Source organism: Flavobacterium pedocola (genome assembly GCF_053764385.1).
In genome coordinates, this window is the sequence record NZ_JBSNCR010000003.1 from 224830 (window position 1) to 251818 (window position 26989).

The 26989-nt window shown below is 41.3% G+C and carries 26 protein-coding genes and 1 tRNA gene; 19 read left to right on the plus strand and 8 right to left on the minus strand.

The window, feature by feature from the left end:
- Nucleotides 1-178: 178 nt before the first annotated feature.
- The 5 genes from ACWPKD_RS08035 to ACWPKD_RS08055 all read left to right on the plus strand — a co-directional run bounded on the left by ACWPKD_RS08035 (nt 179) and on the right by ACWPKD_RS08055 (nt 3458).
- Entirely contained in the window at nt 179-1054 is an 876-nt protein-coding gene (locus tag ACWPKD_RS08035) for a cell division protein FtsX (RefSeq protein ID WP_455412164.1), read from the plus strand.
- A gap of 78 nt (nt 1055-1132) precedes the next feature.
- Nucleotides 1133-1369: a DUF3098 domain-containing protein gene (locus ACWPKD_RS08040; protein WP_455412165.1), complete on the plus strand. Its 237-nt coding sequence runs from the start codon at nt 1133-1135 to the stop codon at nt 1367-1369.
- A 2-nt stretch (nt 1370-1371) separates the two neighbouring features.
- A complete protein-coding gene (locus ACWPKD_RS08045) occupies nt 1372-2181 on the plus strand; it encodes an undecaprenyl-diphosphate phosphatase (RefSeq protein ID WP_455412166.1) in 810 nt (269 codons plus the stop codon).
- Nucleotides 2182-2184: 3 nt separating this feature from the next.
- Entirely contained in the window at nt 2185-2880 is a 696-nt protein-coding gene (gene truB, locus ACWPKD_RS08050; RefSeq protein ID WP_455412167.1) for a tRNA pseudouridine(55) synthase TruB, read from the plus strand.
- Between the two features lie 8 nt (nt 2881-2888).
- Nucleotides 2889-3458 (plus strand): hypothetical protein, encoded by a 570-nt coding sequence (locus ACWPKD_RS08055; RefSeq protein WP_455412168.1) that lies wholly within the window; start codon nt 2889-2891, stop codon nt 3456-3458.
- Here ACWPKD_RS08055 and ACWPKD_RS08060 read toward each other — a convergent pair.
- Nucleotides 3455-4057, minus strand: a complete 603-nt coding sequence (locus ACWPKD_RS08060; protein WP_455412169.1) for a thioredoxin family protein — start codon at nt 4055-4057, stop codon at nt 3455-3457. The genes ACWPKD_RS08055 and ACWPKD_RS08060 overlap by 4 nt on opposite strands.
- A gap of 201 nt (nt 4058-4258) precedes the next feature.
- On the opposite strand from ACWPKD_RS08060, the gene ACWPKD_RS08065 reads away from it, so the two are divergent.
- The 5 genes from ACWPKD_RS08065 (at nt 4259) to ACWPKD_RS08085 (ending at nt 11184) form a co-directional block, all read left to right on the plus strand.
- The gene (locus ACWPKD_RS08065; protein WP_455412170.1) at nt 4259-6217 is read left to right on the plus strand and encodes a metallophosphoesterase; all 1959 of its coding nucleotides are present in this window, start codon (nt 4259-4261) and stop codon (nt 6215-6217) included.
- Nucleotides 6218-6403: 186 nt separating this feature from the next.
- Entirely contained in the window at nt 6404-7183 is a 780-nt protein-coding gene (locus tag ACWPKD_RS08070; RefSeq protein ID WP_455412171.1) for a patatin-like phospholipase family protein, read from the plus strand.
- Between the two features lie 114 nt (nt 7184-7297).
- A complete protein-coding gene (pyrH, locus tag ACWPKD_RS08075; RefSeq protein WP_455412172.1) occupies nt 7298-8005 on the plus strand; it encodes a UMP kinase in 708 nt (235 codons plus the stop codon).
- Between the two features lie 25 nt (nt 8006-8030).
- Nucleotides 8031-8594 carry a ribosome recycling factor gene (gene frr, locus ACWPKD_RS08080; RefSeq protein WP_455412173.1) on the plus strand — a complete coding sequence of 188 codons (564 nt, stop codon included), beginning with the start codon at nt 8031-8033 and terminating at the stop codon, nt 8592-8594.
- A gap of 16 nt (nt 8595-8610) precedes the next feature.
- Nucleotides 8611-11184, plus strand: a complete 2574-nt coding sequence (locus ACWPKD_RS08085; protein WP_455412174.1) for a DUF5686 family protein — start codon at nt 8611-8613, stop codon at nt 11182-11184.
- On the opposite strand, the gene ACWPKD_RS08090 is transcribed toward ACWPKD_RS08085, so the two are convergent.
- Nucleotides 11181-11510, minus strand: coding sequence for a DMT family transporter (locus tag ACWPKD_RS08090; RefSeq protein WP_455412175.1), 330 nt, complete (start codon nt 11508-11510; stop codon nt 11181-11183). The two genes, ACWPKD_RS08085 and ACWPKD_RS08090, sit on opposite strands and share 4 nt — an antisense overlap.
- A 176-nt stretch (nt 11511-11686) precedes the next feature.
- Here ACWPKD_RS08090 and asnS point away from each other — a divergent pair, with 176 nt between their 5' ends.
- The 3 genes from asnS (at nt 11687) to ACWPKD_RS08105 (ending at nt 15345) form a co-directional block, all read left to right on the plus strand.
- Complete coding sequence (asnS, locus tag ACWPKD_RS08095; RefSeq protein WP_455412176.1) at nt 11687-13132, plus strand: asparagine--tRNA ligase; 1446 nt, start codon at nt 11687-11689, stop codon at nt 13130-13132.
- 124 nt (nt 13133-13256) lie between these two features.
- A complete protein-coding gene (gene rpoN, locus ACWPKD_RS08100) occupies nt 13257-14726 on the plus strand; it encodes an RNA polymerase factor sigma-54 (protein WP_455412177.1) in 1470 nt (489 codons plus the stop codon).
- A gap of 4 nt (nt 14727-14730) precedes the next feature.
- Nucleotides 14731-15345, plus strand: a complete 615-nt coding sequence (locus tag ACWPKD_RS08105) for a hypothetical protein (RefSeq protein WP_455412178.1) — start codon at nt 14731-14733, stop codon at nt 15343-15345.
- On the opposite strand, the gene ACWPKD_RS08110 is transcribed toward ACWPKD_RS08105, so the two are convergent.
- The 5 genes from ACWPKD_RS08110 to ACWPKD_RS08130 form a co-directional block, all read right to left on the minus strand.
- Nucleotides 15340-16050, minus strand: coding sequence for a porin family protein (locus ACWPKD_RS08110; RefSeq protein ID WP_455412179.1), 711 nt, complete (start codon nt 16048-16050; stop codon nt 15340-15342). The two genes, ACWPKD_RS08105 and ACWPKD_RS08110, sit on opposite strands and share 6 nt — an antisense overlap.
- 64 nt (nt 16051-16114) lie before the next feature.
- Nucleotides 16115-16201: transfer RNA gene (locus tag ACWPKD_RS08115), tRNA-Ser, on the minus strand.
- Nucleotides 16202-16262: 61 nt separating this feature from the next.
- Nucleotides 16263-17291, minus strand: a complete 1029-nt coding sequence (locus ACWPKD_RS08120; RefSeq protein WP_455412180.1) for an asparaginase — start codon at nt 17289-17291, stop codon at nt 16263-16265.
- Entirely contained in the window at nt 17281-18420 is a 1140-nt protein-coding gene (locus ACWPKD_RS08125) for a 1-acyl-sn-glycerol-3-phosphate acyltransferase (protein WP_455412181.1), read from the minus strand. The genes ACWPKD_RS08120 and ACWPKD_RS08125 overlap by 11 nt, the downstream gene beginning before the upstream one ends.
- Before the next feature lie 65 nt (nt 18421-18485).
- On the minus strand, nt 18486-19265 hold the full coding sequence (locus ACWPKD_RS08130; protein ID WP_455412182.1) for a TatD family hydrolase: 780 nt from the start codon (nt 19263-19265) through the stop codon (nt 18486-18488).
- Between the two features lie 73 nt (nt 19266-19338).
- Here ACWPKD_RS08130 and ACWPKD_RS08135 point away from each other — a divergent pair, with 73 nt between their 5' ends.
- On the plus strand, nt 19339-19776 hold the full coding sequence (locus ACWPKD_RS08135) for a retropepsin-like aspartic protease (RefSeq protein WP_455412183.1): 438 nt from the start codon (nt 19339-19341) through the stop codon (nt 19774-19776).
- 32 nt (nt 19777-19808) lie between these two features.
- On the opposite strand, the gene ACWPKD_RS08140 is transcribed toward ACWPKD_RS08135, so the two are convergent.
- Nucleotides 19809-21026: a TCR/Tet family MFS transporter gene (locus tag ACWPKD_RS08140; RefSeq protein WP_455412184.1), complete on the minus strand. Its 1218-nt coding sequence runs from the start codon at nt 21024-21026 to the stop codon at nt 19809-19811.
- Between the two features lie 196 nt (nt 21027-21222).
- Here ACWPKD_RS08140 and ACWPKD_RS08145 point away from each other — a divergent pair, with 196 nt between their 5' ends.
- From ACWPKD_RS08145 to ACWPKD_RS08165, 5 genes are all read left to right on the plus strand, one after another.
- Nucleotides 21223-23460, plus strand: coding sequence for a DUF7619 domain-containing protein (locus ACWPKD_RS08145; RefSeq protein ID WP_455412185.1), 2238 nt, complete (start codon nt 21223-21225; stop codon nt 23458-23460).
- Nucleotides 23461-23753: 293 nt separating this feature from the next.
- Entirely contained in the window at nt 23754-24545 is a 792-nt protein-coding gene (locus tag ACWPKD_RS08150) for a DUF4261 domain-containing protein (RefSeq protein WP_455412186.1), read from the plus strand.
- Nucleotides 24546-24623: 78 nt separating this feature from the next.
- Nucleotides 24624-25517 carry a hypothetical protein gene (locus ACWPKD_RS08155; RefSeq protein ID WP_455412187.1) on the plus strand — a complete coding sequence of 298 codons (894 nt, stop codon included), beginning with the start codon at nt 24624-24626 and terminating at the stop codon, nt 25515-25517.
- A 162-nt stretch (nt 25518-25679) separates the two neighbouring features.
- Nucleotides 25680-26300, plus strand: a complete 621-nt coding sequence (locus ACWPKD_RS08160; protein WP_455412188.1) for a hypothetical protein — start codon at nt 25680-25682, stop codon at nt 26298-26300.
- A gap of 64 nt (nt 26301-26364) precedes the next feature.
- Nucleotides 26365-26982, plus strand: a complete 618-nt coding sequence (locus ACWPKD_RS08165; protein WP_455412189.1) for a hypothetical protein — start codon at nt 26365-26367, stop codon at nt 26980-26982.
- The last annotated feature ends 7 nt before the right edge of the window (nt 26983-26989 follow it).

Consider the following 26989-nt stretch of genomic DNA (forward strand, 5'->3'; position numbering starts at 1 on the left):
TATAAAGGAGTCATGCTTTCGCAGGCTCAAGTCATTCGTATTGAGTTGCTGAGTTACAGAGTAACTGAGTTTTATGAGGCGCAAATTTACATTATATTATAAGAAAGTTAAAACTTTGACCGTTATAAAGGTGAAAAACGATTTTCTTTATTATTTTTACGGCTTAATTCAGTTATTTATGGGTGCATCATTTGAGAAGTTTCAAAAAAGACGTCTTATCTCTTCTTATTTTTCTGTGGTTTTAAGTATTTTTTTAGTACTGTTCCTTTTGGGAGCATTGGGTTTCTTCGTAATCCATTCTGAAAAAATTTCCAACAGTTTCAAGGAAGATATCCCGATGTCGGTCTACTTCAAAGACGAGGCCAATGATTCCATCCTAAAAGCTTTCGACACTAAACTCAAAGGCTCCAAATACGTTAAGGATTACGTTTTTGTCTCCAAAGAAGATGCCGCAAAAAACAACAAAGACATTGTAGGAGAAGATTTCCTTGAATTCTTGGGCATGAACCCATTACCGAATTCCTTCGACATTCACTTAAAAGGAGAGTTTGTGGAAGCCTCCAAAATCAAACAGATTGAAAGCGATATCAAAGCCAACGACATGGTTGCGGAAGTGATCTACGACAAACGTTTGGTGGATTTAGCTAACGAAAACATCAAAAAAATCAGTTTCTGGATCCTGATCATCAGCAGTGTATTCGGTGTTATCGCGATGTTACTGATCAACAGCTCGCTTCGTTTATCAGTATATTCCAACCGTTTTATTATCAAGACCATGCAGATGGTGGGCGCCACGAAATCGTTCATCCGCAAACCGTTCATCTGGAGAAGCATCCGTTTGGGATTAATCGGTTCCGGTTTGGCCATAATCGCGCTTATCGCTTTGACCTATTATGTAGACGGATTGTTCCCAAGTCTTGGTATCGGTAAAGATTACCTTTCGATGGCCGTTATCTCGCTTGGTATTTTGGTGATCGGGATTATCATTACATGGATCAGCACTTTTTTTGCCACACAACGTTTTTTAAATTTAAGAACCGACGATCTTTATTAAAGAAACCTGTGTTCAGGATGCAGATTCCAAAAACAGTAAAAAATAACGAGGATTTGATTTTCCTCCAGCAATAACATTATGGAAAACAAACAAAAACCGGACTTTCTTTTTGAAAGCATCAACTATAAAACGCTTTTGATCGGACTGGCTGTTATCGGCCTGGGCTTTATCTTAATGTCCGGCGGCGGCAGTGACGACCCGAAGGTTTTCAGTGACGCTATTTTCAATTTCAGACGCATTAAACTGGCGCCTACCGTTGTTTTAATCGGGTTCGGTATCACGATTTATTCCATTTTCAAAAAATCGGATAAATAACAATGGATGTATTTCAGGCCCTAATCATTGCCATTATTGAAGGATTGACAGAGTATTTACCGGTTTCTTCCACAGGGCACATGGTCTTTGCCAGTTCTTATTTCGGTATACAGGAAGACGATTTCGTAAAACTGTTTCAGGTTTCCATACAATTTGGTGCTATCCTGGCCGTAGTAGTGTTGTACTGGAAGAAGTTTTTCGATTTCAGCAAAATGAGTTTCTTCATCAAACTGGCCTGCGCCGTGATTCCTGCTTTGGTTCTGGGAAAATTATTCGACGATAAAATCGAAGCTGTTTTAGGCAACCCGATTCCCATCGCCATCGTCTTGATAGTAGGCGGAGTCATTTTACTTTTTATAGACAATTTCTTTAAAAATCCAACGGTAGCCCACGAAGAAGAGATTACCATTAAAAAAGCGGTAACCATCGGTTTTTGGCAATGCCTTGCAATGATGCCAGGCACAAGCCGTTCTGCAGCTTCCATCATCGGAGGGATGCAACAAGGTTTGACACGTCAGGCAGCAGCGGAATTTTCTTTTTTCTTAGCGGTTCCGACGATGTTGGCCGTGACTTGTTATTCGGTTTTCATCAAAACCTACGAACATTCCCAAATGAAAGGTTACGAGTTGATCCTACAGTCTTCCGACACCATCAAAATGTTTCTGATAGGTAATATTGTCGCGTTTATCGTGGCGGTATTGGCCATCAAATTCTTTATCGGCATCATCAAACAATACGGCTTTAAGCCTTGGGGCTGGTACCGCATTGTTGTAGGTGTTGGACTTTTACTTTACTTTTCTTTCTTAAAATAAACCATGGTAAAAACGGCAGAGGAATTTCAGGAAGGACAGATATTACTGTTGGACAAACCCTTAACCTGGTCGTCGTTTCAGGCGGTGAACAAGGTAAAATGGGCTTTGATCAAAAACCTGCATTTGCCTAAAAAATTCAAAATCGGACACGCCGGGACACTGGATCCACTGGCTTCCGGTTTATTGATTGTATGTACGGGAAAATTCACCAAAAGAATCCCCGAGCTGATGGGCATGGAAAAAGAATACACCGGAACTTTTTATATCGGTGGCACTACACCTTCTTATGACCTGGAAACCCAAATCGACAAAACCTACCCTACCGATCACATTACTCCGGAATTAATCGAACAGGTCCGTTTGAGCTTTATTGGCGAAATCGACCAGATCCCACCGGTTTTTTCCGCCATCAAAAAAGACGGAAAGCGTTTGTACGAACACGCGCGTGCCGGGGAAGAAGTGGAAATCAAATCCCGAAAAGTGGAAATCATGGAATTGGAACTTACACGTGTTGCACTACCGGAAATCGATTTCAGGGTGGTTTGCAGCAAAGGGACGTATATCCGTTCGCTTGCTTATGACTTTGGATTGGCTTTAAATTCAGGGGCGCATTTAACCGCTTTACGCCGAACAAAAATCGGGGAATTTTCTGTAGACAACTCATTAATAATCACTAACTTTGAGGATAACTTCAAATAGTTATCACCATGAAGAAATTTAATTTTGTCCTTTTTTTATTTCTTCTCCTTTCAGGACTCCAAGTACAGGCACAAACTTCGAGCGATTCTTTATTGTCCGAAAAAAACATACTTTCCCGACACTCCTACAGACAATTGGAGTTCTCGATTCCTTTAGTATATGATCTGAGCAATTCCCCAGATGATGATGCCGCCCGATCGATTTTACCGGCAGGAATCAATGCTTTAATAGGCTATGGCTACGATTACAAAAAAGTTTTAGGCCTCGGTTTCCATTCCGGACTGACAACCCGTTGGGACGAACAACTTGTTGCTGTTCCGATATTTCTAAATTTCAGAGCCAGTCCAAAAATCAGCAAAAACGCATTTCTGAGCCTGCAGGCCGGTTACGGAAAATCCTTTGCATTGGGTCGCGGTGATGCATCCGGTGATTACAAAAGAGTGAATATTGGTGTAGGTAGCATGGACGAAATCATTCAGGGTGCCATTTTTATCGAATACACCCAAATGGATTTTCCGGTTCATGAAAGAGAAAAAATCGAAGCGCTCTCCCTGGGCGTTACCTTTTTCTTTTTTTAATCAATACTTTCCATCAACTTAACGATTTCAGCTATTGTAGACAAACCTTTGTCTTCCAGATACCATTTCTGCAGGGCAATCTTGGCTTCCTCATTGACTACACCAAATTTGGCTTTGTATTCCTTGATAAGTCGGGCGGCAGCTTCCGGTCTTGGTCCCCAGGCCGCCATAACTTCATGGTTCTCGGCATTGAGCATGATCAGTTTTGGGATGGCACGGGCGCCATTGGTTAAAAATTCCTGCATCAGCATTTCATTTTCATCCCGAAAAACGATTCTTAAATCTATTTTGGGAGCCAGTTCGGTCATCTTCTCCATAATCGGCAATAACTGTGCTGCATCACCACACCAGCCTTCTGCCAATACCAGCCAAACATGGTTTTTGTTAAGTAGTTGCAGTTTTTGCTTCACCTCATCCGGAACTGCAATGGTTTTATCCAGACGGTTCATACGGGTTTCATTGAGCTGACTGTAATGCAGTAAATCCTCAGACTGCTCATTCCCGGACGATTTTCCATCGGCCAGCAAATCGGCCACTTTTTTTCTGTATCCCAAATAACTGTAACTGTTCTTTAGACTGGTTTCGATCAAATTTTTCATTGCCGTAGAATTTAATTCTACAAAGTTAATTCAAAAAAGAAAACCGGAATACTTACAAACTCATAATTGGCACAAGAAACATAACTTACATCTAGCCAAATATTTACTTTAACCATCAAGTTAACCCAAAAATAACTTTATAATAAAAATATTGTTAAATTGTGTTAAAAATATCGCATACTTTTGCTTAAAACTAAAACCATGAAAACTAAACAAACCTATTGGAATTTATTATTCTTTATTCTGGCAATGCAAATCAGCAATGCACAAACTACATTAATCCCGACAGGATCCAGCTGGAAATATTTAGCAAACGGATCCAATCAAGGCACGAGCTGGAAAGGAACTTCCTTTAATGACACCGCATGGCCTTCCGGAAATGCAGAACTTGGCTATGGCGACGGAGATGAAGCAACCGTTGTTAGTTATGGATCAAGTTCGAGCCAAAAATATGTGACCACTTATTTCAGAAAAGTGGTAAACATTGCCAATGTAACGGCTTTTACGAATTACACGCTTAAAGTAAAACGGGATGACGGTGTGGTAGTTTACATTAACGGTACGGAAGTTTACCGAAACAATATGCCTACCGGAACAATTTCTTACACTACACTTGCCTCTACTGCCTGTAGCGATGACGGCAGTACTTATCTTTCCACAACCTTAGCCCAAAACAAATTTGTAAACGGGGCAAACACCATTGCAGTGGAAATTCACCAAAATGCCAAAAACAGTTCCGATATCAGCTTTAACATGTCATTGGAGGGCAATACCGGATCCGTTGCAGCTGCTATTAAACACATTCGTTGGGGAAGTAACAAAAACCCATTGGAAGGTTTAACCATCAACTGGCGCAATACCGGTACAGCCGATAAAATCAAATGGGGCTACACAACTACTTATGAGCAGGGAGAATTCAACGGAGCAATGCGTACAGGTTATGCTGATAAATTCTTCAAATATACTTTTCCGACTGTAACAGCTGATGCAACAATTTACTACCAATTATACGATTCCCAAGCCGGGACTTGGACTGCGCAAAAAACCTATAAAACTGCTCCACCGGTAAATACAACAAACTTCAGCTTTTTGGCCATTGGTGATAGCCGTTCGGGTATGAGCATCTGGAATCAGGTATCGACTTTGGCACATGCTAAAAACGCAGCGTTTACCATCTTTAACGGAGATATCGTAAACAACGGAGGTTCCATTAGTGATTGGGACAGTTGGTTTGATAATGGCAAAACATTTGTAGAAAACAATCTGGTGTTCCACTCTTTAGGTAACCATGACGCAGCTAGTGTGCCGGATTATCAGAATAATTTCGAATTACCAAAATCGGTCCCTACAACGGGAACAACTTTATACTACGCTGTTGATTATGGTAATGCTGTTTTCATCTCCCTAAACTCAGAAAGCCCTAACGATACCGCACAGTACAATTGGTTAATCAGTACCTTACAGGCCAATGCGAACAAACGTTGGAAAGTGATATTCTTCCACAAACCTTTCTATACCATCGGAAGCCACGCAGGCGAAATGAACGCTTATTTCAATACCTGGTGGAAAGCTTTTGACGATTACGGAGTGGATTTAATTGTGAACGGTCATGACCACATGTACGAAAGAACCAAGCCAATTAACCGAAATGTAAGCACTACAGCTCCTGTAAGTACTTACGGAAGTGCTGCAACGGATGGAAGATGTCAGATTGTATGCGGTGGTGCAGGTGCGCCTTTATATGCAGGTACTCCAACCTGGTTTATCCAATCCTACCAAAGTAAATACAACTTCTGTAAAATGGACGTTACCGATAACAGCCTTTGTGTGACTTCCGTAGACAATAACGATGTGGTAATTGATTCTTTCTGTATCAATAAAGCGGCCGCGAAAAATGCCAATCAGACTTTTTATCCTGTCAAAATTGTACCGAATCCGGTAATAAGCGAGTTCAGTTTAGAATATTCGGCTCCCTTAACCGGTGAGGTTACCATAAAAATTTATGATATGAACGGCATTTTGATCTATCAGGAAAAAGCACAGAAGAAAACAACGGATTTCACACACAAATGTGACATGACAAAATACCCACGCGGTGTGTACAATTTAGAAATAAGTATTGGCAATCAAAAAGACTCTTCTTTAATCGTCTTAAAATAATTCCGCCCACTAAACAAAAACCACCGGAAATGAATTTCGGTGGTTTTTTATTTTAAAAGGTATCGAACGTACTGTTAACTTTCGTCTGCCACTACTTCATTTGTCACTTACAAGAAATAAACCCATATATTTGAAAACCAAAAAATTTAAAAAAATTAAATTTGTTCCGCTCAAACGGTAGACTTAATGGATTTTAAAACAAGATCAATAGGAATCGTACTTTCCGGAGGCGGCACCAAAGGCCTCGCCCATGCGGGAGTGCTCAAATTTCTCGAAGAGCTAAACATCAAGCCCTCTCACATTGCGGGTACGAGCGCAGGCGCCATCGTGGGGGCCTTATACGCAGGAGGAAAATCCCCGGAAGAAATACTGGAGTTTTTCAAATCGATTTATTTCTTCAACTGGAAGCATTTTACGTTTAAAAAAGCCGGATTTATCGATTCGGATGCTTTCAAACTGTATTTCCATGCTATTTTTGGCGATACACGAATCGGTGATTTAAAAATACACACCCACATTACCGCTACCGATCTGGTAAAAGGAAAGCTCAAAATTTTTGATGCCAACACCAAAGTTGTCGATGCCGTACTGGCGTCTTCCTCTTTTCCGGGCGTTTTATCTCCTTATGAAATCAACGGGAGTTTATACAGCGACGGCGGTATCCTGAACCACTTCCCCACCGATATTTTACAGGGCCGCTGCGACACTTTGATCGGCGTGTATGTGAGTCCGCTACAAAAAATCGAAAACAAAGACATCACTTCCATAAAAGCAGTTACCGCAAGGGCTTTCGATTTGTTTTCCGCCAACTCCAACACCCAGAAATTCAACATTTGCGATTGGGTAATCGAACCCGAGGAACTGGCGAATTTCGGAACCTTTGAAACCAATAAAGCCAAGATGGACCAGATTTTCAAAATCGGATATGAGGCCGCCAGGAAATCCTACGAAGCCCTTAACGCATAATTTTTTACCAACCTGTTTTAAAAAAACAGATTATGGTTATATTTGCACCACTAAACAATTCAGTTCTGATGAAACGAGTTCTATTCGGCCATCGGAAAACAATAAAAGCACAAAATGAAATATAAAAGAATCCTTCTGAAACTAAGCGGTGAAGCCTTAATGGGTGAAAGACAATACGGTATCGACCCGAAAAGACTGGCTGAGTATGCTGCTGAAATCAAAGAAATTCACAACCACGGTGTTGAAATCGCCATTGTGATCGGAGGAGGAAACATTTTTAGAGGTGTAGCCGGAGCCAGTAACGGTATGGACCGTGTTCAGGGTGATTATATGGGAATGTTGGCAACGGTAATCAACGGAATGGCGTTACAAGGCGCTTTGGAAGAAGCCGGTATGCCGACCCGATTACAAACCGCTTTAAAAATTGAAGCGATCGCAGAACCGTATATCAAGCGCAGAGCTACACGCCACCTTGAAAAAGGCAGAATCGTAATCTTTGGCGCAGGAACCGGAAACCCCTATTTCACAACCGACACTGCAGCCGTTTTAAGAGGTATTGAAGTAGATGCCGATGTAATCCTTAAAGGCACCCGCGTGGACGGCGTGTACGATTCCGATCCGGAAAAAAATGCCGATGCCGTAAAATACGACCAGATCACCTTTGACGATGTAATCAGTAAAGGACTGAACATTATGGACACCACGGCTTTTACACTAAGCCAGGAAAATAAATTACCGATTATCGTTTTCGACATGAACAAAGAAGGAAATTTGTTAAAAGTTTGTCAAGGCGATACGGTGGGAACAACTGTTAATGTTTAATTTAGATTTTTAAAAATTAAGTACGATGACGGAAGAAATCAAGTTTATATTAGATAGCACCAAAGAATCCATGAACGGTTCAGTGGCACACCTTGAAAAAGAATTTTTAAACATCCGCGCCGGAAAAGCGTCTCCACAAATGTTAGGTGGTGTTTTTGTGGACTATTACGGTTCGCAAACCCCGCTTTCCCAGGTTGCCAATGTAAATACTCCCGATGCAAGAACTATTACGGTTACACCTTGGGAAAAATCGATGTTACAGCCTATTGAAAAAGCCATCATGATTGCCAATTTAGGGTTCAATCCGATGAACAACGGGGACAACATCATCATCAGTGTGCCGCCGTTAACCGAAGAGCGTCGTAAAGACCTGGTAAAACAAGCCAAAGCGGAAGCGGAAGATGCTAAAATCAGTATCCGAAACGCCCGTAAAGATGCCAACACAGATATCAAAAAATTAGAGAAAGAAGGAACTTCGGAAGACATCTGCAAAACCGCTGAAGAAGATGTACAGAAACTTACCGATGCTTTCATCAAAAAAATTGACGAACATTTAGTGATTAAGGAAGCCGAAATCATGAAAGTATAATTTTAAATCCCGATTATTGTCGGGATTTTTTATTTCCTATCTTTACCAAGACCTTAACGGTCAGCTGTTTTTTCTGAATTTGAGAAGAATTATTTCAATTTTATTGCTTTTTTTCTGCATTCTGGCGAAGGCACAGCAACCTGTTTCCGGTATTGTTCTCAATGCAGCCACTAAAAAACCCTTATCATTTGCTACCCTTCACCTGAGCAATGACAAAACGGTTATCGTCGATGTGGACGGAAAATTCATCATAGAAAACACCTCCGACCTTAGCCATTTCACCGTTTCTTATACCGGATTTGAACCGGAAAAAATCCAACTGGAAGCCAACAAAAAATTCTATCCGGTAAGCCTTCAGCCCAAAACCCTGGAGCTGGACGAATTGGTGGTTGGAAAAAACCCTGCACTGGAGATTGTTGCCAATACTATCCTGTACAAAGACGTTAACAATCCGCATAAGAAACTCAACAGCTTCCAATTCAAAACCTATAACAAACTGATAATCACCGCCAACCCGGATTCAATCAACGGAAAAATCGACTCCGTTTTTGCGTATGAAAAAATAGGTTCACGCCTGCTCAAAATTGACTCTTCCAGTTTCAAATTCAAAAAAATCATTCAAAAACAGCACTTGTATCAGACTGAAAAAGTGTCCGAGTTCCGATTCAATCAAAAACAGGGAACAAAAGAAACGGTTCTTGCCACGCGAATGGCAGGGTTCAAACAGCCCATTTACGAATACATCAGCTTAAAACTCCAGTCCTTTACAGATTACGACAACAGGATCCAACTGTTCGAGAACAAGTACGTCAGTCCGGTTTCCAAAGAAGGATTGACCGTTTATAACTTTAAAATCCTCGACACGGTTTTTATTGGCAACCGAAAAGCCTTCATGATCCATTTCAAACATAAGAAAAAGAGCAAAAAAGTAAAGCTCGAAGGCGTTATATACATCGACAAAGAAAACTTCGCCATAGCCAAAACCATTTACCGAATCAAAAGCGTTTTGGACATCAGCGCCACCAATTATTACAATTACTACAAAGAGGAAAACGTTTGGTTCCCGGAGAAACAATCGCTGAAAATTACCAAAGGAAACAACAAAGGCGACATTAAGATTTTCGGGGAAACCATAAAATTTGAAGACCAGGAAGACGAAGACGTACTGAATTTCGGCAAGAAAAAGAAAGAAGCTTCCGATTTTGTCTACATCCTGTCCGAATCCAAAAACTCCGAAATTGAATTTAATGCCCCGGTGTCCATCAAACACCAGTATGTGGGCGTTGAAGTTAAAGAAGAAGCCATATCCAGAAACGAACATTACTGGGTACCGTACCGCAAAGACAGTCTTGACCTGCGAAGTATCGAAACGTATTCCGCACTGGACAGCCTGGTGACCAAAGAACGTTACGAACAAAAAATCCAGCTGGGCCGCAAAGTGATCAACGGCTTTTTTCCGGTGGGGCCAGTCGATATTGATTTACGCTATTTGATCAAGTACAACAATTACGAAGGGTTTCGATTTGGGGCTGGCGGAATTACCAACGACAAATTCTCCAAAACCTTCCGAATAGAAGGCTACGGCGCTTACGGCCTTAAAGACGAAGCATTCAAATACAGTTTGGGAAGTGCCATAAGAGTAGGCAAATTTTCCAATTCCTGGGTAGGCGGCTCTTATACGGACGACATTCGGGAAATTGCGAGTACCGCTTTCGAAGTAGACCGGCGTAAATTTCGATTGTACGATCCGCGGCCGTTGAACTTAACGACTTTTTACAACCACCAAACCTGGAAAGGCTATATCGAAACCCGGCTAATCCCCAAAACGGAAAGCATCTGGGTATTGTCGCACAGTTACATTGAACCTAAATTCGGTTATTTGTTCGATAACGGCAGTGAAGTACTTTCCTCCTTTAACATCACCACCGCCACGGCCTCCCTGCAATGGAACCCGTTCAGTGTCTATATGCAAACCCCGAATGGCAGGATTGAAACGGAAAAACGTTTTCCAAAATTTACGCTCCAGTTCACGCAAACCTTGTCGGATATTCTGGACAACGATGTCAGCTTCGGAAAAATGGATTTCAGGGCAGAATATGAAAAAAAATACCTTGACGGTCAAAAAACATCGCTGCTGTTTCAGGGCGGTTTCGCCTATGGCAATGCTCCCATCACGCATTTGTTCAGTATTTCCCCAAACAGCCTTGACAAAGACGCCATCTTACAACGTTTGAACATATCGGGTAAAAACAGTTTCGAAACTATGCGCTTCAACGAATTTTTCTCCGATGAATATGCCGCGTTCCATTTTAAACATGCGTTGCGAAAAATTAAAATTGCCGGTAAAATAAAACCGATCCCCGTACTTGTCAGCCGAATAGCCTGGGGTAACATGCAGCAAAAAGAAAGGCATGCCGGCATCGAATTCAAGACTTTAGAGAATGGTTATTTCGAATCCGGTCTGGAACTTAACAGCATTTACAAAGGGCTTGGGTTCTCCGGTTTTTACCGTTACGGTCATTATCAGTTCCCCAGATTTGAAGACAATATCTCGGTAAAATTCACTTTTGTGCTTGATTTAGGCTTTTAATGTGTCGAGACAAATTTCAATCCAACGATAGAAGCGATAAGCGTAGTTAAAAAGAAAACCCTCCAGAAATCGGCAGGTTCCTTAAAAACAAAAATCCCGACCAAAACCGTTCCCACGGCACCAATACCGGTCCAGACTGCATAAGCCGTTCCGATCGGTAAGGTTTGTGTTGCTTTATAAAGCAATGCCATACTGATGGTCAGGCACACAAAAAAACCTGCCATCCATAAGGTTGACGTTGTTCCGGTAGTCTCTTTTGCTTTTCCCAGACAGGACGCAAAACCCACTTCAAAAAAGCCCGCAATGACCAATAAAATCCAGTTCATTTTCTTTAGGTTTGAATTCACTGCGAAGATACGGTTTCAATCCTTAATCTTTTCTAAAATCTAAATCCCGAAAGGTTAAATTCATCCAGCTTTTTACTACATTTGCAGGCATTTAATTTTTTATTTATTTAAAATTTCAGTTTAAAAGGAAAGCTGGAACAAAAATCTTAAAAGAGATGAAACACACTAAAGTTAAAGACCTGCTTAACAGCACCCCGGGATTACATGAAGTAAAAGCAAAAGGATGGGTTAGAACATTTAGAAATAATCAGTTTATCGCGTTGAACGACGGTTCGACTATCAATAATATTCAGTGTGTGGTGGATTTTGAAAACACCCCTGAAGAAACTTTAAAACGTATCACAACCGGAGCTGCCGTTTGCGTAGTGGGAACTTTAGCCGAAAGCCAGGGTGCTGGACAAAAAGTAGAAATCCAGGTTTCCAAACTTGAGATTTTAGGGGATTCGGATGCGGAAAAATATCCGATGCAACCTAAAAAACACTCCTTGGAATTCTTACGCGAAAATGCACACTTGCGTATCCGTACCAACATGTTCGGAGCGATTATGCGTGTGCGTTCGACACTTTCATTTGCTGTTCACCAGTATTTCCAGGAGAAAGGCTTTTTCTATGTGAATACACCTATCATCACAGGTTCTGATGCGGAAGGTGCCGGAGAGATGTTCCGTGTTACCGCGTTACCGTTTGACGGAACACCAAGAAACGAAGAAGGCAAAGTAAACTTCAAAGAAGATTTCTTCGGAAGAGAAACCAATCTTACCGTTTCCGGACAATTGGAAGGTGAAACCTATGCCATGGCCTTAGGCCAGATTTACACGTTCGGACCAACGTTCCGTGCCGAAAACTCCAACACATCACGTCACTTGGCGGAATTCTGGATGATCGAGCCGGAAGTGGCCTTCAACAACCTGGCAGACAACATGGATTTGGCGGAAGATTTCATCAAATACGTAATCCGTTATACGGTTGAAAAATGTGAAGACGATTTGAAATTCCTAGAACAGCGTTTGATCGAGGAAGAAAAATCAAAACCCCAGGCGGAAAGAAGCGAAATGAGTTTGTTGGAAAAACTGAGCTTTGTTATGGACAACAACTTCAAACGTGTTTCCTATACCGAAGCAGTAGACATCCTGAAAAACTCCAAACCGAATAAAAACAAAAAGTTCCAGTATTTAATCGAGGAATGGGGTGCTGATTTACAAAGTGAGCACGAACGTTTCTTAGTGGAAAAACACTTTAAATGTCCGGTAATTTTATTTGATTACCCGGCTAAGATCAAAGCGTTCTACATGCGTTTGAACGACAATACGGAACCAGGAAGAGAAACTGTACGCGCTATGGACATCTTATTCCCGGGCATTGGCGAAATCGTTGGAGGTTCCCAAAGAGAAGAGCGTTACGACGTGCTTTTAGAGAAAATGAAAGCCTTAGACATCGATGAAAAAGAACTATACTGGTATTTGGACACACGCCGTTTTGGTAGCGCCGTACACTCCGGTTTCGGTCTTGGCTTCGAGCGATTGGTATTGTTCGTGACCGGTATGTCGAACATCCGTGACGTAATTCCATTCCCTAGAACCCCGCAAAACGCAGAGTTTTAATAAAATAATTTGTGGATCTGGTTATTTGTTTATTTGAAAATAGAATTTCGTAAATTTGATTGGTTACGTTTTTTTTAGCAGCAACAAATAACCAAATTCAGGAATAACCGAATACACAAACAGAATGCTCAAACAGAATCTACAGTTTAAATTATCACAGAAATTATCGCCTCAGCAGATCCAACTGATGAAGCTGATCCAATTGCCTACGCAGGCTTTTGAACAGCGTCTGAAAGAAGAAATGGTGGAAAATCCCGCCCTGGAATCCGGAAAAGAAGAATCTTTGGACACGGAAGACTATACTTCGGAAGACGACTACGATGATTTTGATGACAATTACGACAACGAGAAAATAGATGCCGACGAAATCAACATCGATGAATATTTGAGCAACGACGAAACCCCGGACTACAAACTTCAGGCGAACAATTACAGCGATGACGACGAAGACCGCAGCCTGCCGTTTGCCGCACCGGTGAGCTTTCATCAGGATTTAATCAACCAGCTGAATACCTTCATCTTATCGGATGAGGAGCGAGAAATCGCTGAATTCTTGGTCGGAAGTATTGACGATATGGGTTACATCCGCAGAAGCATTCAGGACATCGTGGACGATATGGCCTTTACGCAAGGGATTTACACCGATGAAAAGAAAGTCGAGCAAATCCTGCACATCGTGCATCAGTTGGAACCTGCCGGAGTAGGCGCGCGCGATTTACAGGAATGCCTGTTACTGCAATTGCGTCACAAAACCCCAACGGATTCCGTAAGCCTGGCCATCAATATCATTGAAAACCAATTTGAGGCGTTTACCAAAAAACATTACGAAAAGTTATTACAGAAATTCGATATTTCTCAGGAGCAGCTCCGCAAAGCCATCGACGAAATAGAAAAATTAAACCCAAAACCGGGCGGTTCGTTTGAAAGCAATTCCAAAGCCGTGGAACATGTGGTTCCTGATTTTTCCATCCGTGTAACCGATGGGGAACTGGAATTAACCCTGAACGGCAGAAATGCACCGGAGCTGCACGTTTCCAAAGACTATCAGGAAATGTTGCAGACCTATAAAGATTCAAGGGACAAATCGAATGCCCAAAAAGACGCGGTACAGTTTATCAAACAGAAACTGGATTCGGCCAAATGGTTTATCGATGCCATCAAACAGCGCAACGAAACCCTTTTGGTAACCATGAATGCCATCATGTTTTACCAGCAGGAATACTTTCTGGATGGGGACGAAACCAAGCTAAAACCCATGATCCTGAAAGACATTGCAGACCTGATCGGACTGGATATCTCCACTATTTCCCGTGTAGCCAACAGTAAATACGTGGAAACCCCTTATGGCACCAAACTGATTAAGGAGTTCTTCTCCGAGGCCATGAAAAATGATCAGGGCGAAGATGTTTCAACGATAGAAATCAAGAAAATTTTGCAAATGGTCATCGAAGAAGAGGACAAAAGCAAACCACTTCCCGATGATAAATTAGCCGATATCTTAAAAGAAAGAGGCTATCCGATTGCCCGAAGAACGGTGGCCAAATACCGCGAGCAAATGGACATACCGGTGGCCCGTATGCGCAAGAAAATATAGGCTTATGGATTTTAAGAAACTGCTTCCTTTTTTTTCCTATGTTTTTCACCCGCTTTTCATTTCGGTGTATGCGGCCTTGTTTTACTTTTTTGTCACCAGAGGTTTTTTCTATCCGCATGAAATCTGGCTTACACTGATCCAGATAAGTATCTTAACGGTTTTCCTGCCGCTGTCGATGTATTTTCTGTTGAAATCGTTAGGGATGATAAAATCCGGGGTGATGCTTAGTGAAACCCGCGAAAGACGTCTGCCGTTGGCGTTTCAGGCCATGTTTTTCCTGGTATTGACCCAGCACAGTTTCTCCACACTGGTCGTGCCGGAACTCTATTACTTCTACATGGGCGCGCTGATCAGTACGTTTTTTGCTTTGTTGTTATCGGTGCTGCATTTTAAAGTGAGCATCCACATGATTGGGATTACAGGACTTTGTCTGTTTATCATGGGCATTTCCCTGCATTTCGGCATTCCGTTTTTAAACCTTATCGCCTTTTCTGTAGTGATGATTGGCTGTGTAGCGTCTTCAAGACTATACATGAACGCCCATTCGGTTAAAGAAATCCTGATTGGTATTTTTGTGGGCGCCTTGCCGCAAATAGGGCTGTGGTATTTTTGGTTATAAGATGTAAAACATCAGCCCTAAGTTTAACGACTTCAATTCCAGATCTCTTCCGGAAGTCTTCCCTTCTTTGAAAATAGGGCTCAATCCGTAATACGCATATAAATTCCAGGTATTATACCCTGCATTGATATAGATACCGTACTGGAACTTGTTCAACGCATCAATATTCGTTACTTTATAATCTGATTCCAGTGATTTGTAAACCGCTTTAGAAGCCAATACATAACTCGCTTTGAATCCGGTATAAATCCTCCAGAACTTATGGCTTTCAGGTGTAGACGTGCGCCAACGGATTTCAAGAGGCAGATCAAGTGTGTGAAACTCGAGTTTGTTTTTATCAAAGGACGATTCCGGCACCACCTCGAAAACCACTTCGTCCCCTGTGGGCTGGGTAACAGTCAGGTTGTGTTTGATGCTTGAAAAGGAATATCCCAAACCTGCCGCAATGGCAAAAGTCCTGGTTTTATTTATCGGTATGTCACGCAGCACACCAAACGAAAACGAAGGTGAAAAACCGCGTTGCGAATACCCTGATGGTTTTGCCTGTACGATATTATAGGCCAACGAACAGTAAAACTGATCCTCACGGTAGAGGGAATCGACCGCCGGCAAATTTGTTTTTACCGTGTCTTTTTTAACCTCAAGATCCTGAGCAAAAACGGGCAAAGAAGAAAAAGCGATCAGTAACAGCCAAAAATTTCTCATACTATATTTTTTCCAACACTAAGGTAATAAAAAAAGGCAATCTTTCGATTGCCTTTACATTTCGCAGAGAGGAAGGGATTCGAACCCTCGATACAGTTACCCATATACAAACTTTCCAGGCTTGCTCCTTCAACCACTCGGACACCTCTCTAATTTGAGAATGCGAAATAACGACTTTTATTTGGTTTTGTCAATGTTTTTGATGAAAATTTTTAGGACAATTCTCCCCGGATGGCCGTTTCAAAAACCGTTTTGAAAATTGCAGCGGGAACTTTTTGCCCCAGCATGTACATCAGTTTGGTTACAGCAGCTTCTGTAGTGATATCGTGACCGGAAATTACACCGATTTTTTTGAGCTGAATACCGGTTTCATATTTATCCATATTCACGCTTCCTCCGGAACATTGCGTAACATTCACCACCTGAAGCCCGCCTTTAATAGCTTTTTTTAATGTACTGATGAACCAGTCTTCGGTAGGGGCGTTTCCGGAGCCGTAGGTTTCCAGCACTACTCCTTTCAAATTAGGAATGGAAAGCACCGCTTTCAGTACCGTTTCGTTAATACCCGGGAACATCTTCACCACCATAACATGACTGTCAAAATCCTTATTGACTTTCATTTTTTTACTGCCGCTCTTTTTCAGCAGCAATTCGTTGTTCACTTTTAAATGCACACCGGATTCGGCCAGTTCGGGATAATTAGGCGACGTAAACGCATTAAAATGTTCCGCACTCACTTTGGAAGTACGGTTACCCCTGTATAATTTATATTCAAAATATAAGCACACTTCAGAAATTACGGGTTTCCCTTTTTGACGCAGGGACGCAATTTGTATCGCGGTAATCAGGTTTTCTTTCGCATCGGTACGCAAATCCCCAATTGGAAGCTGGGATCCGGTAAATACAATTGGTTTGGCCAGATTCTCAAACATAAAACTCAACGCTGAAGCCGAATACGACATCGTATCGGAACCGTGAAGAATGACAAAGCCGTCAAATTTATCGTAATTTTTTTCCACCGCTTCGGCCATGGCTACCCATTTTTCCGGGTTCATGTTAGAAGAATCGATCGGATCTTTGAACGAGAACGTCTCAATTTCGCAATCCAATAAGCGCAGTTCGGGGATGTTGTGTAGTAATTCGTCGAAGTTGAAGGCTTTCAGCACACCGGTTTCGGAATCTTTTACCATTCCAATGGTTCCCCCGGTGTAGACCAACAATATTTTCGGTTTAGTCGACATTGCCGTATTTCATTTTATTAATCACAGGATTGGCGTACATGGCCAGGAAACTGTCGCGCAAGGCTTCTTTTTCACTGCCCAGTCGCATTTCCAGACGTCTTTCGAAAAGCTGTTTTTCTTTTTCGGTATATTTAGTCGCGTACGTAGTGGTATTGTGCAGTAAATCGTAAGCGATAAAATTGGTCGGCCATAATTTGTAGGTAGACAGGATCGAATCATCGATAACCTGCGCCAGGGCCTGTATCTGTTTATTGGTATTATCGTTTTCCGCGATGATTTTATCGTATTCGTTTTCAAGCACATCACCCACATGGATATGAATGCGTTTTTTCTGCCCGATAATGCCGCTGATCAGCGTGATAAAATCTTCGTTCTTTTCTTTTATGTAGACCTCATCGTTGGCTTCTGCCATCAGTTGCGGCATTTTTAAGGCGTCCGTCGGGTCATATTCGTAAGAAATGGAAACCGGAACCACGCGTACTTTTCGGAAAAACTCCATCACGTTCTTCTCATCGGAAGCCATGGCGAACATTTTCAATACCCCCTGATGGGTCGCATCGTTACCGTCTTTGGTCCTTCCTTCGCGCTGGGCAATCCAAACGGAACGGTTTTCCTTCGAAAGCAAATGATACATGAATTCCGACATCAGTTTAGAACTCTGCAGCAATTCACGCGGGGACAAGCCTCTGCGCACCAAAAAGTTTCGGTTTAAACGGGACAAGGCCAGCAAAAATGTTTTCTGTACCAGATTATCACCGATAGCCGAAGCGGTCATGATCTGTCCGTGATCGTATAAACTTACATTCAGTAAAGACGTATCTAAGATGATGTCGCGGTGGTTGGAAATAAAAAGATAGGAAAGACTCGGATCCAGCTTTTCAAAACCGGAAGTAGAAAGGCCTTCCGAGCTGCGTTCCAGCACACGCTGAATCGACTGGTAAATAAAATTAACCTGAAAATCTCGAATGGAATGGGTGCGTTTGAGCTGCTCCATCCATGCCGACTCGTCTAAATCGGGAAACGTAAAACTCATCAGAGCCTTCATCATCGGATGATGTGCTATACTCTGAATGGCGTCATTTACCTCACTGTCGTAGAACTGACGAATCGAATCGAATTTTGTTGGCATTTTGGTTAATTCATTAACAATTCACAAAAGAACGAATTTTTTATGAATCTAAGGGAATTTTTTGGTTAAATACCGAAAACTTCTTTGGAATTTTCAGTAGTGATACGGGCGATTTCTTCCATGGGCAGCTGATAAATTTCGGAAAGCTTCCCGGCCACCAGCGTTACATAGCCACTTTCGTTGCGTTTTCCGCGGTACGGCACCGGTGCCAGATAAGGCGCATCCGTTTCCAGCACGATATGGCTCAGGTCGATCTGATGCAGAAACTGATCGATTTTCCCGTTCTTAAAGGTCACCACGCCGCCGATCCCTAATTTCATATTGTACGAAATCGCCTGAAGTGCCTGCTCATACGTGCCGCTGAAACAATGAAAGATCCCGAAAAGCTCGTCGGATTTCTCCAGTTCCAGAACTTCAAAAATCTCATCAAAAGCTTCACGGCAATGGATGTTGATCGGCAGTTTATATTTTTTGGCCCACTGGATCTGCTTCTGAAAGGCTATTTTCTGAATGTCCAGCGTGGTTTTGTCCCAATACAGATCGATCCCGATTTCCCCGATGGCGGCAAATTGACGTTTGGCTAATGCGGCTTCCACCAGCGCGAGTTCTTCTTCGTAATTTTCTTTTACATAACAAGGATGTAAGCCCATCATCAACTTAATATGCTCCGGATATTGTTTTTCCAGCTCGTACATTTTTTGGGTATAAGTGGAATCGATCGCCGGCACAAAAAAACGGGTCACGCCTTTTTCTATGGCGCGCTGGATCATTTCGTTGCGGTCTTCGGCAAATTCTTCGGAATACAAATGGGTATGCGTATCGGTAAAAACAGGTTTTAAATCCAAAATTTCAAGTTTAAAGTTCTTTTGAAGCTGCAAAATTACGAAGATAGTTTCAGTTTTTGTGTATTTTTGAGGTATGGAGAATCTGCAGGAAGTACTAAAGAAAAAAGGCTACAAGAAAATCAAATTCAAACTCTCGAAAACCCAGCATCTTTTGATCAAAGCAAAAATCAATGGCGTGGAAGGCAGTTTCATTCTGGACACCGGCGCTTCGAACAGCTGCATCGGTTTTGAAAGTGTGGCTTTTTTCAACTTAACCGCCCAGGATTCCCCTACTCAGGCGGCAGGCGCAGGCGCAACCGGCATGTACACCCAAATGGCCACCAACAACACCCTTCAGCTTTCCCGATGGAAAACCAAAGATTTCGCGGTGGTGATTTTTGATTTAAGCCACGTGAACCAAGCCTTACGCCTCTATAAAGCAAAACCCGTTCACGGTATAATCGGTGCGGACATCTTATTAAAAGGTAAAGCTATAATCGATTATTACAACCACTGTCTTTATCTGAAATAATTGCTTGTTTTGAGGCAGCAGCAAACAACCTTTTATTTAACGTTTACCCTCAAAGCACGGTAGGCGATCACACTACTGATCAGCATCAGGATACCTCCCAGTAAAAAAGGTGCCCCTGCAAATTCAAATGGCGCTTCTTTGTGCGTAAAAAAGTAAAACACATTAGTCATTAACGGAGGCCCCACGATAGCGGAGGCGCTCATCATACTGGTCAATGTCCCCTGGATTTCCCCTTGTTCATTTATCGGCACTTTACTGGTAACAATAGACTGCAGAGCCGGTCCTGCGATTCCACCCAAACAATACGGCACCAAAAACGCAAACATCATCCAGCTTTGTCCGGCCATGGCAAAAAGGAACATACCGATGGTGTAAAACCCAAGCCCGAAATAAATACTTTTCTCGTTCCCCAATTTAGGATTAGCCCAACGGATTAAACCTCCCTGAACCAAGGCTACCAGAAGCCCTATCACTCCTAGGGAAATCCCGACCATTTTTTCGTCCCAGTTAAAACGGTACATGGTAAAGAAACTCCAATTACTGTGTACCGCATGTGACCCTACATATAAAAGGAATATCGATAAGATCAAAGCGATTAGGGACGGATGTTTTTTCAGGTTGATAAAAGCCATAACCGGATTTGCTCTTTTCCAGTCAAACGCCCTGCGATTGTCTTTCTCTAACGATTCCGGAAGGATGAAATAGCCATAAAGAAAATTCAGCAGACACAGCACGGCAGCGGCATAAAACGGAACCCTTGGCCCAAACTGCCCGAGCAAACCTCCCAAAACCGGCCCGATGATAAAGCCCAATCCGAAAGCGGCACCTATCATTCCGAAGTTTTTGGCGCGGTTTTCCGGTGTGCTGATGTCTGCGATATAAGCGGAAGCCGTAGTGATACTGGCCCCGGTAAATCCGGCGATAATCCTTCCGATAAAAAGCCAGGTGATGGTGGGCGCTAAGGCCAGCAACACATAATCAAAGGCAAATCCCAACAACGAAATCAGGATCACCGGGCGGCGTCCGAATTTATCGCTCAGGTTTCCGATCAACGGCGCGAAAACAAACTGGGTAATCGCATACGCAAACGTAAGCCACCCGCCGTATTTGGACGCCTCACTGATATCGCCGTGAATCAGCTGACCAATCAGCTTCGGGATTACCGGAATGATGATACCCCACCCGATGATGTCGATCAGCATCGTGATGAAAATAAAACCAATGGCGGCCTGTTTCTTCTTTTCTTTCATATCCGTTGATTTGGACTGCAAAGTAATTTAAAAATGACGGCGCCACCAAATTTCATTAGTGCACTAGAAACCAGCAGTATAAACAAACAGTAATTTAACTTTTTTCCTACATATGTAACAAAATAACGTTTTTGCGTTACAGGTTTTCAACTTACCTTTACCCTTCAACAAACTGTAACTAATTAAAAACATAATTATGATAAAAAAATACTTATTGTTACTGATTTTATCACTCAGTGCGCTGTATAGTTCTTATGGTCAATGTCCTACCCCGACAACTTTGACTGTATCAAGCATTACCGCAACTACTGCTAATTTATCCTGGGCCTCAGGCGGGGGGGAAACCCAATGGGAAGTGTTTTTAGCAACAGCTAACGCAGCGGCACCAACCCCTAACAACACAGGAATTCCCTGCAATACTAACCCGTATGTCCTAACAGGACTGACGCCGTGTACAGCATACAAATTTTATGTAAGAGCCGTTTGTTCTCCGGGGGTAACAAGTGCCTGGTCAACAGCCCATACTTTTTCAACTATGGGCACACCAAACTGTACCTACTCAGCAAACATCGTGGCAACACAGGACATCCCGACAAGCTCATTATTTGTGGAAGTTTTTGCCGGATCACCTCCTTATTCTTTTCAATGGAGTCATAACGGGACCGCTATACAGGGTGCGACAGGTCAATCGCTTGCTATTACGGGACAATCCGGAACGTTTCAGGTTACGGTTACCGATTCAGCCAACCAGACAACCACTGCCACCATCACTATTCAGGCCCCAACCCTAACTGCTTCGAATGACGCGATTACCATTTATCCGAACAGCACAGGTATCAGCACTTCAACAACGTCTGTGTTGGCTAATGATTCTATATATGATACAGCTATTCTTCCAAATTACATTAATCAGGTAACCATAACCCCTTTAACCCTTCCGTCCGGTTTCAGCATCAATGCTAACGGAACCATAAGCGTATTGCCGGGAACAGCACCAGGGACCTACACCCTAACCTATAAAGTTTGTTCGATTCCAAGCCCTAACGCTTGCTCCAATACAGCAGCCGTAACCGTTACCATTGCCAACGAAGGCTTTTTGTTAAATGCCTTTTTAGACACCAACAACAACGGGACACAGGATTCAGGTGAGCTTAATTTCAACTTAGGGACTTTCCAGTACCAATTGAACAACGGCACTATCAATACTGCGGCCTCCACAAACGGAACGTATTACATTCAGGAATCCAATGCGGCCAACAGTTATAATTTCAGTTTCCTTGTCAACAGCAATTATAGTGCATATTATAGTGTATCGCCTTCCGCTTACAACAATGTTACCTTTACTCCGGGTTCCGGCGTTACCATCTTGAATTTCCCGGTAACACAACTTCCTTACGCGGACGCTGTCATTGTCGTTTCACCCTACGGAGCGCCTCCGAGACCAGGCTTTACCTATAAAAATATAATCTATTACACCAATAACGGGAATCAGGCTGTTGCCTCCGGTACGCTTACGTTTACAAAACCAAACGCGGTTTCCATAACAGCGGTTTCACAAGCCGGTACCACGCCAACGGCCACCGGTTTCACGTACGATTTTACCAATTTACAGCCTAACGAAACCCGCAGTATTATTGTAACTATGCAGGTTCCGACCATTCCTACGGTGAATCTTAACGATTTACTGACCAGCAACGGAACGCTTAGCAATATCAGCAATGACGTTAACCCTAACAACAATACCTACAACCTGACGCAGATTATTGTAGGTTCTTATGACCCGAACGATAAAACCGAAAGCCATGGCGGTAAAATCGTACATTCCACCTTTACGTCAAATGATTACCTGACCTATACGATTCAGTTTGAAAATACCGGTACATATTACGCGGAAAACGTTAGAATTAATGATGTTTTGGATGCTAAACTGGACGAGACTTCAGTTAAAATGGTAAATGCGAGCCATCCTTTCCTATTGACCAGAACAGGTACTACCTTAAACTGGAATTTTAACGGTATCGATTTACTTCCTGCCGGAAAAGGACAAGTTACCTTCCAGATCAAACCGAAACCAGGCTATACCATTGGCGATATCATCCCGAATACCGCATCGATTTATTTCGATTTCAATCCGGCGATTGTAACCAATACCTATACTACGGAATTCGTGGCTACGATGAGCGTTTCGGATTTCAACCACAACAGCTTTGTGGCGTATCCGAACCCTACCAAAGGGCTTTTAACGATTGCTTCTAAAAACACTGCAAGCCTTCAGACCGTAACCGTTACGGATGTGACAGGCAAAACAGTACTTAAAAACAACTGTTCTGCTACGGAAGCGACGGTTGATGTTTCGCACTTAATGAGTGGCATCTACTTCCTGACCGTGGAATCCAACGAACAGAAAAGCACAGTTAAGTTTGTAAAACAATAACCCCAATACCCATCATAAAAAAATCCCGTCTCGTTCATGTGAACGAGACGGGATTTTTTGTTTAAGAGATATTTCTTGTTTTCAATTTTTGTTCCACACGGATTTTTAGTTGGAAATGGAAACGTTATAATATAATCTCTAACCAGATTTTAAAATATCATCAGATTTGGTGATTGTGTAAGTCTTTTTTTATGTTTAGGTTTGTAGGCAAGCATACCAAGGCTATACTATTGTATTAGATTTATGAGTGGTAGGCAACTTTAATAAACATCAAATAAAAAACAACTATACGTATGGGGCTATTTGACCTTTTTAAAAAGAAAAATCAGCAAAAAGAAAATACAGACAATAACATTCTTCTTGCAATGCCAATGTTTAACAATAACGAAACTTTGGAGTTCAACAAAGTAATTGATTATCTGAAGAACAATTGGAACAGTAATGTTTCAAACATTAGCGGAGATAATGCAACCGGAAGTTTTTCAATAGAAGGAGAAACCATTATTATTGCAAACATGCCAGCTCAAATTCCTTGGGGAGATATTCAGGGAACGGCGCAATATTCTTATAATTGGGTTTCTGCTGAACAAGATTTGGAAAACCATAATTCACATGCAATCGTCTCAATACTATCAAGCAATACCAGTGAATTTGAACGTTTTAAAATTTTGACAAAAGTTTTATCGTCAATTCTTGCCACATCAAATGCTATTGGAATATATCAAGGTTCACAATCTTTACTGATACCAAAGGAACAATACCTGGAAAGTGCAGAAGCACTGAAGTCAGACCAAATACCTCTTGATCTTTGGGTTTATATCGGCTTACGAGAAGGTGAGCATGGAAATAGTGCCTACACTTATGGGTTAAATGCATTTAATAAACTTGAAATGGAATTTATAAATGCAAAACTTGATTTGGAAGAAATGTACGGCTTTTTAAGTAACATCAGTGCCTATGTAATCAATAGTGACATCACTTTTAAAAGTGGTGAAACTTTGGGATATACAGCGGAACAGAAAATAAAAATCAGTAAATCAAAAGGACAATTTGTAGAAGGTCAAACTCTTAAGCTTGAAATTTAAAAAGCCGCCGGGACGTTAGCCATCAGCTTAGTGCAACGCAGAAAAAAACAAACCAAAATTAGTAAACAAGCAAAATTAATGAAACCAACGAATAAACTACATTATTATTTATACACATTTTGCAGGTATTTTTCGGCCACAATGCTTTTAATTTATGGGTTTGCAAAAATTATCGGAACGCAATTTACTACGCCACTAATAACCTATGACACTCCAGTTGGCGCATTAGACGGCATGGAATTAGTCTGGTTTTATTTTGGGTATTCCTATCCTTATGCTGTATTTATTGCACTATCACAAATTACCGCTTCCTTTTTCCTGTTTTTTAGAAAGACCGTTCGCCTTGGTTCTGTTCTGTTCTTATGCATAATGACAAATATTGTTGCGGTCGATATTGCTTTTAATGTTGATTTTGATGCCTTTATAATGGCTATCATTTTAACGTGTATGGGTTTATTTATCTTTTTATCGGAATTTCCTTTATTGATCAAATATTTCATTAGCGAACCAAGTTTGTACCAAAAAGACAATATGCCAAATTGGATAAATAAAATCCAAAGATTTAAATTCATTTATATTCCTGTAGTCTTTATAGGCTTTTTCTCCCTTTTGTCTTACGTTAATAACGCTCAATTTGATAAAAATGAATTTTACGGAGTATGGCAACTTCAAAAAGGGAATACTAAATTTTATAAAATATATTTTGAAGGGGATGCTTTTCAAACGGTCGAATTCGGAAAAACAGAAATGGACAGAAAAGGCAGATATAGTTATGATACAAAAAGTAAAAAAATAGTATTCAATTCATATCCAAAGGACTATATCGAGAAATTATACTCCCAAACGGGAACAGGTGTTACCCTAGACACAACAAAAAGAGAAAAATTATTTCAAGGTAAATACGAGTTAAATCAGAGTACTTTAAAATTGAAAAACGAAAACACTGAATTCATATTTAAAAAAATTCGATAAAACCGAACGGCTGACAGCGGTTTTATAAAATGGCTAGCATCGGTTCGCAATAGAACGAACTGGAAGCAATCAAACTTTTCGCAATATTCGAAAATCAGTAATAAAAAGCCGCCACTTTATAAAACCGGCGGGACGTTGTGTTGCATATAAAAAACATCGAAAATGAAATCAATACTATTAATTTTCAGCCTATTAGTAAGTAATGCGATTTATTCACAATCGGCCAAAGACTCACTTTTGCAAAAGGACATTAACAGTTTAGTAGAAGAAATGGAGTTTATGTATGGCTATGACCAAACCATGCGTGAGTACATCGTTTTTAAAACCTTTGACAAATCAGAAACCGACCGAATTGAAAATCTTCCTGATGATTTGAGAGCTGAAGAAATGAAAAAACGAAAATTTGAATCAGACAGTATTGGAAAACAGATTTGGAAAAAATATATAAGTCCAATGGATGCTCAACATACTGAAAGGATGATAGCGATTACTAAGAAATATGGCTTCCCTAGTATTGCGCGGATAAAAAAATACTATAAAAAAGAATTCGTTGACCCGGAATTTAATCCATTGATCCTATTTATCCACTCGCCTAAAAATTATTGGGATGAATTAAAGGAGCTAATGTTGCAGGAATACAAGGCCGGAATAATTAATCAATGTCAGTATGGATATGCCCTTTGGCAATTTACCGGACGAAAAAGTTTTCAGCCCATGCTAGATAATGGATACAAAATGGTTAAAGAAAACGGAAAGACAACCTTAAAATCAACCTGCGAATAATATAAACGTCGCACAACTGCGGCTTTATAAAATGGCGGGGGACGTTAGCAACTAAACAAACTTTATGAAACAATTCTTGACAATTTTAGCTTTATTTTTTATCACTTCAAATCTCTATTCTCAGAGCAAAATTCAATTAATTTCAGAATTTGATGCCCCCCAAACAAAGGATGAACTTGAAGCTAATTTGTTCTCCGGAATAAATAAACTGAAATTTCATTTTGAAGACCCGAATTTAGTCCTGAACAAAGAATATAAAATCATTATCCGGGAATATAAAAACGGAAAAATACATTCTGAAAAAGTGGCCATAAATTCAAAAGAAGAAGGTCATGCCAAAATTGGCAACGATTTTAAATTTACTTTAATGGCCCAACAAGTGCTTGACATTGAAAAAATCGGATTCTTTTTCAAAAATTTCATGCATAAAAAAACATATAAAATCAATAAGGCTTTTCCGGACGGAACCTTTGAATTAAGAGAGATAACAGGAGATTCAAATAAAATTGATGTTGAAATCGGAAAAGAAATCCAGATTGCTTTGATAACGCCGCCAAACGAAAACCCAAATGCCGGAAATTTAGGATACTGTGAAGTTGCAAAAGGCAATATTGATGTTACTGCTTGGCATGAAAAATATAAAATCCCCCAATTTTTTCTGATTTACCTCCAAGTTGACTAAAATTGGA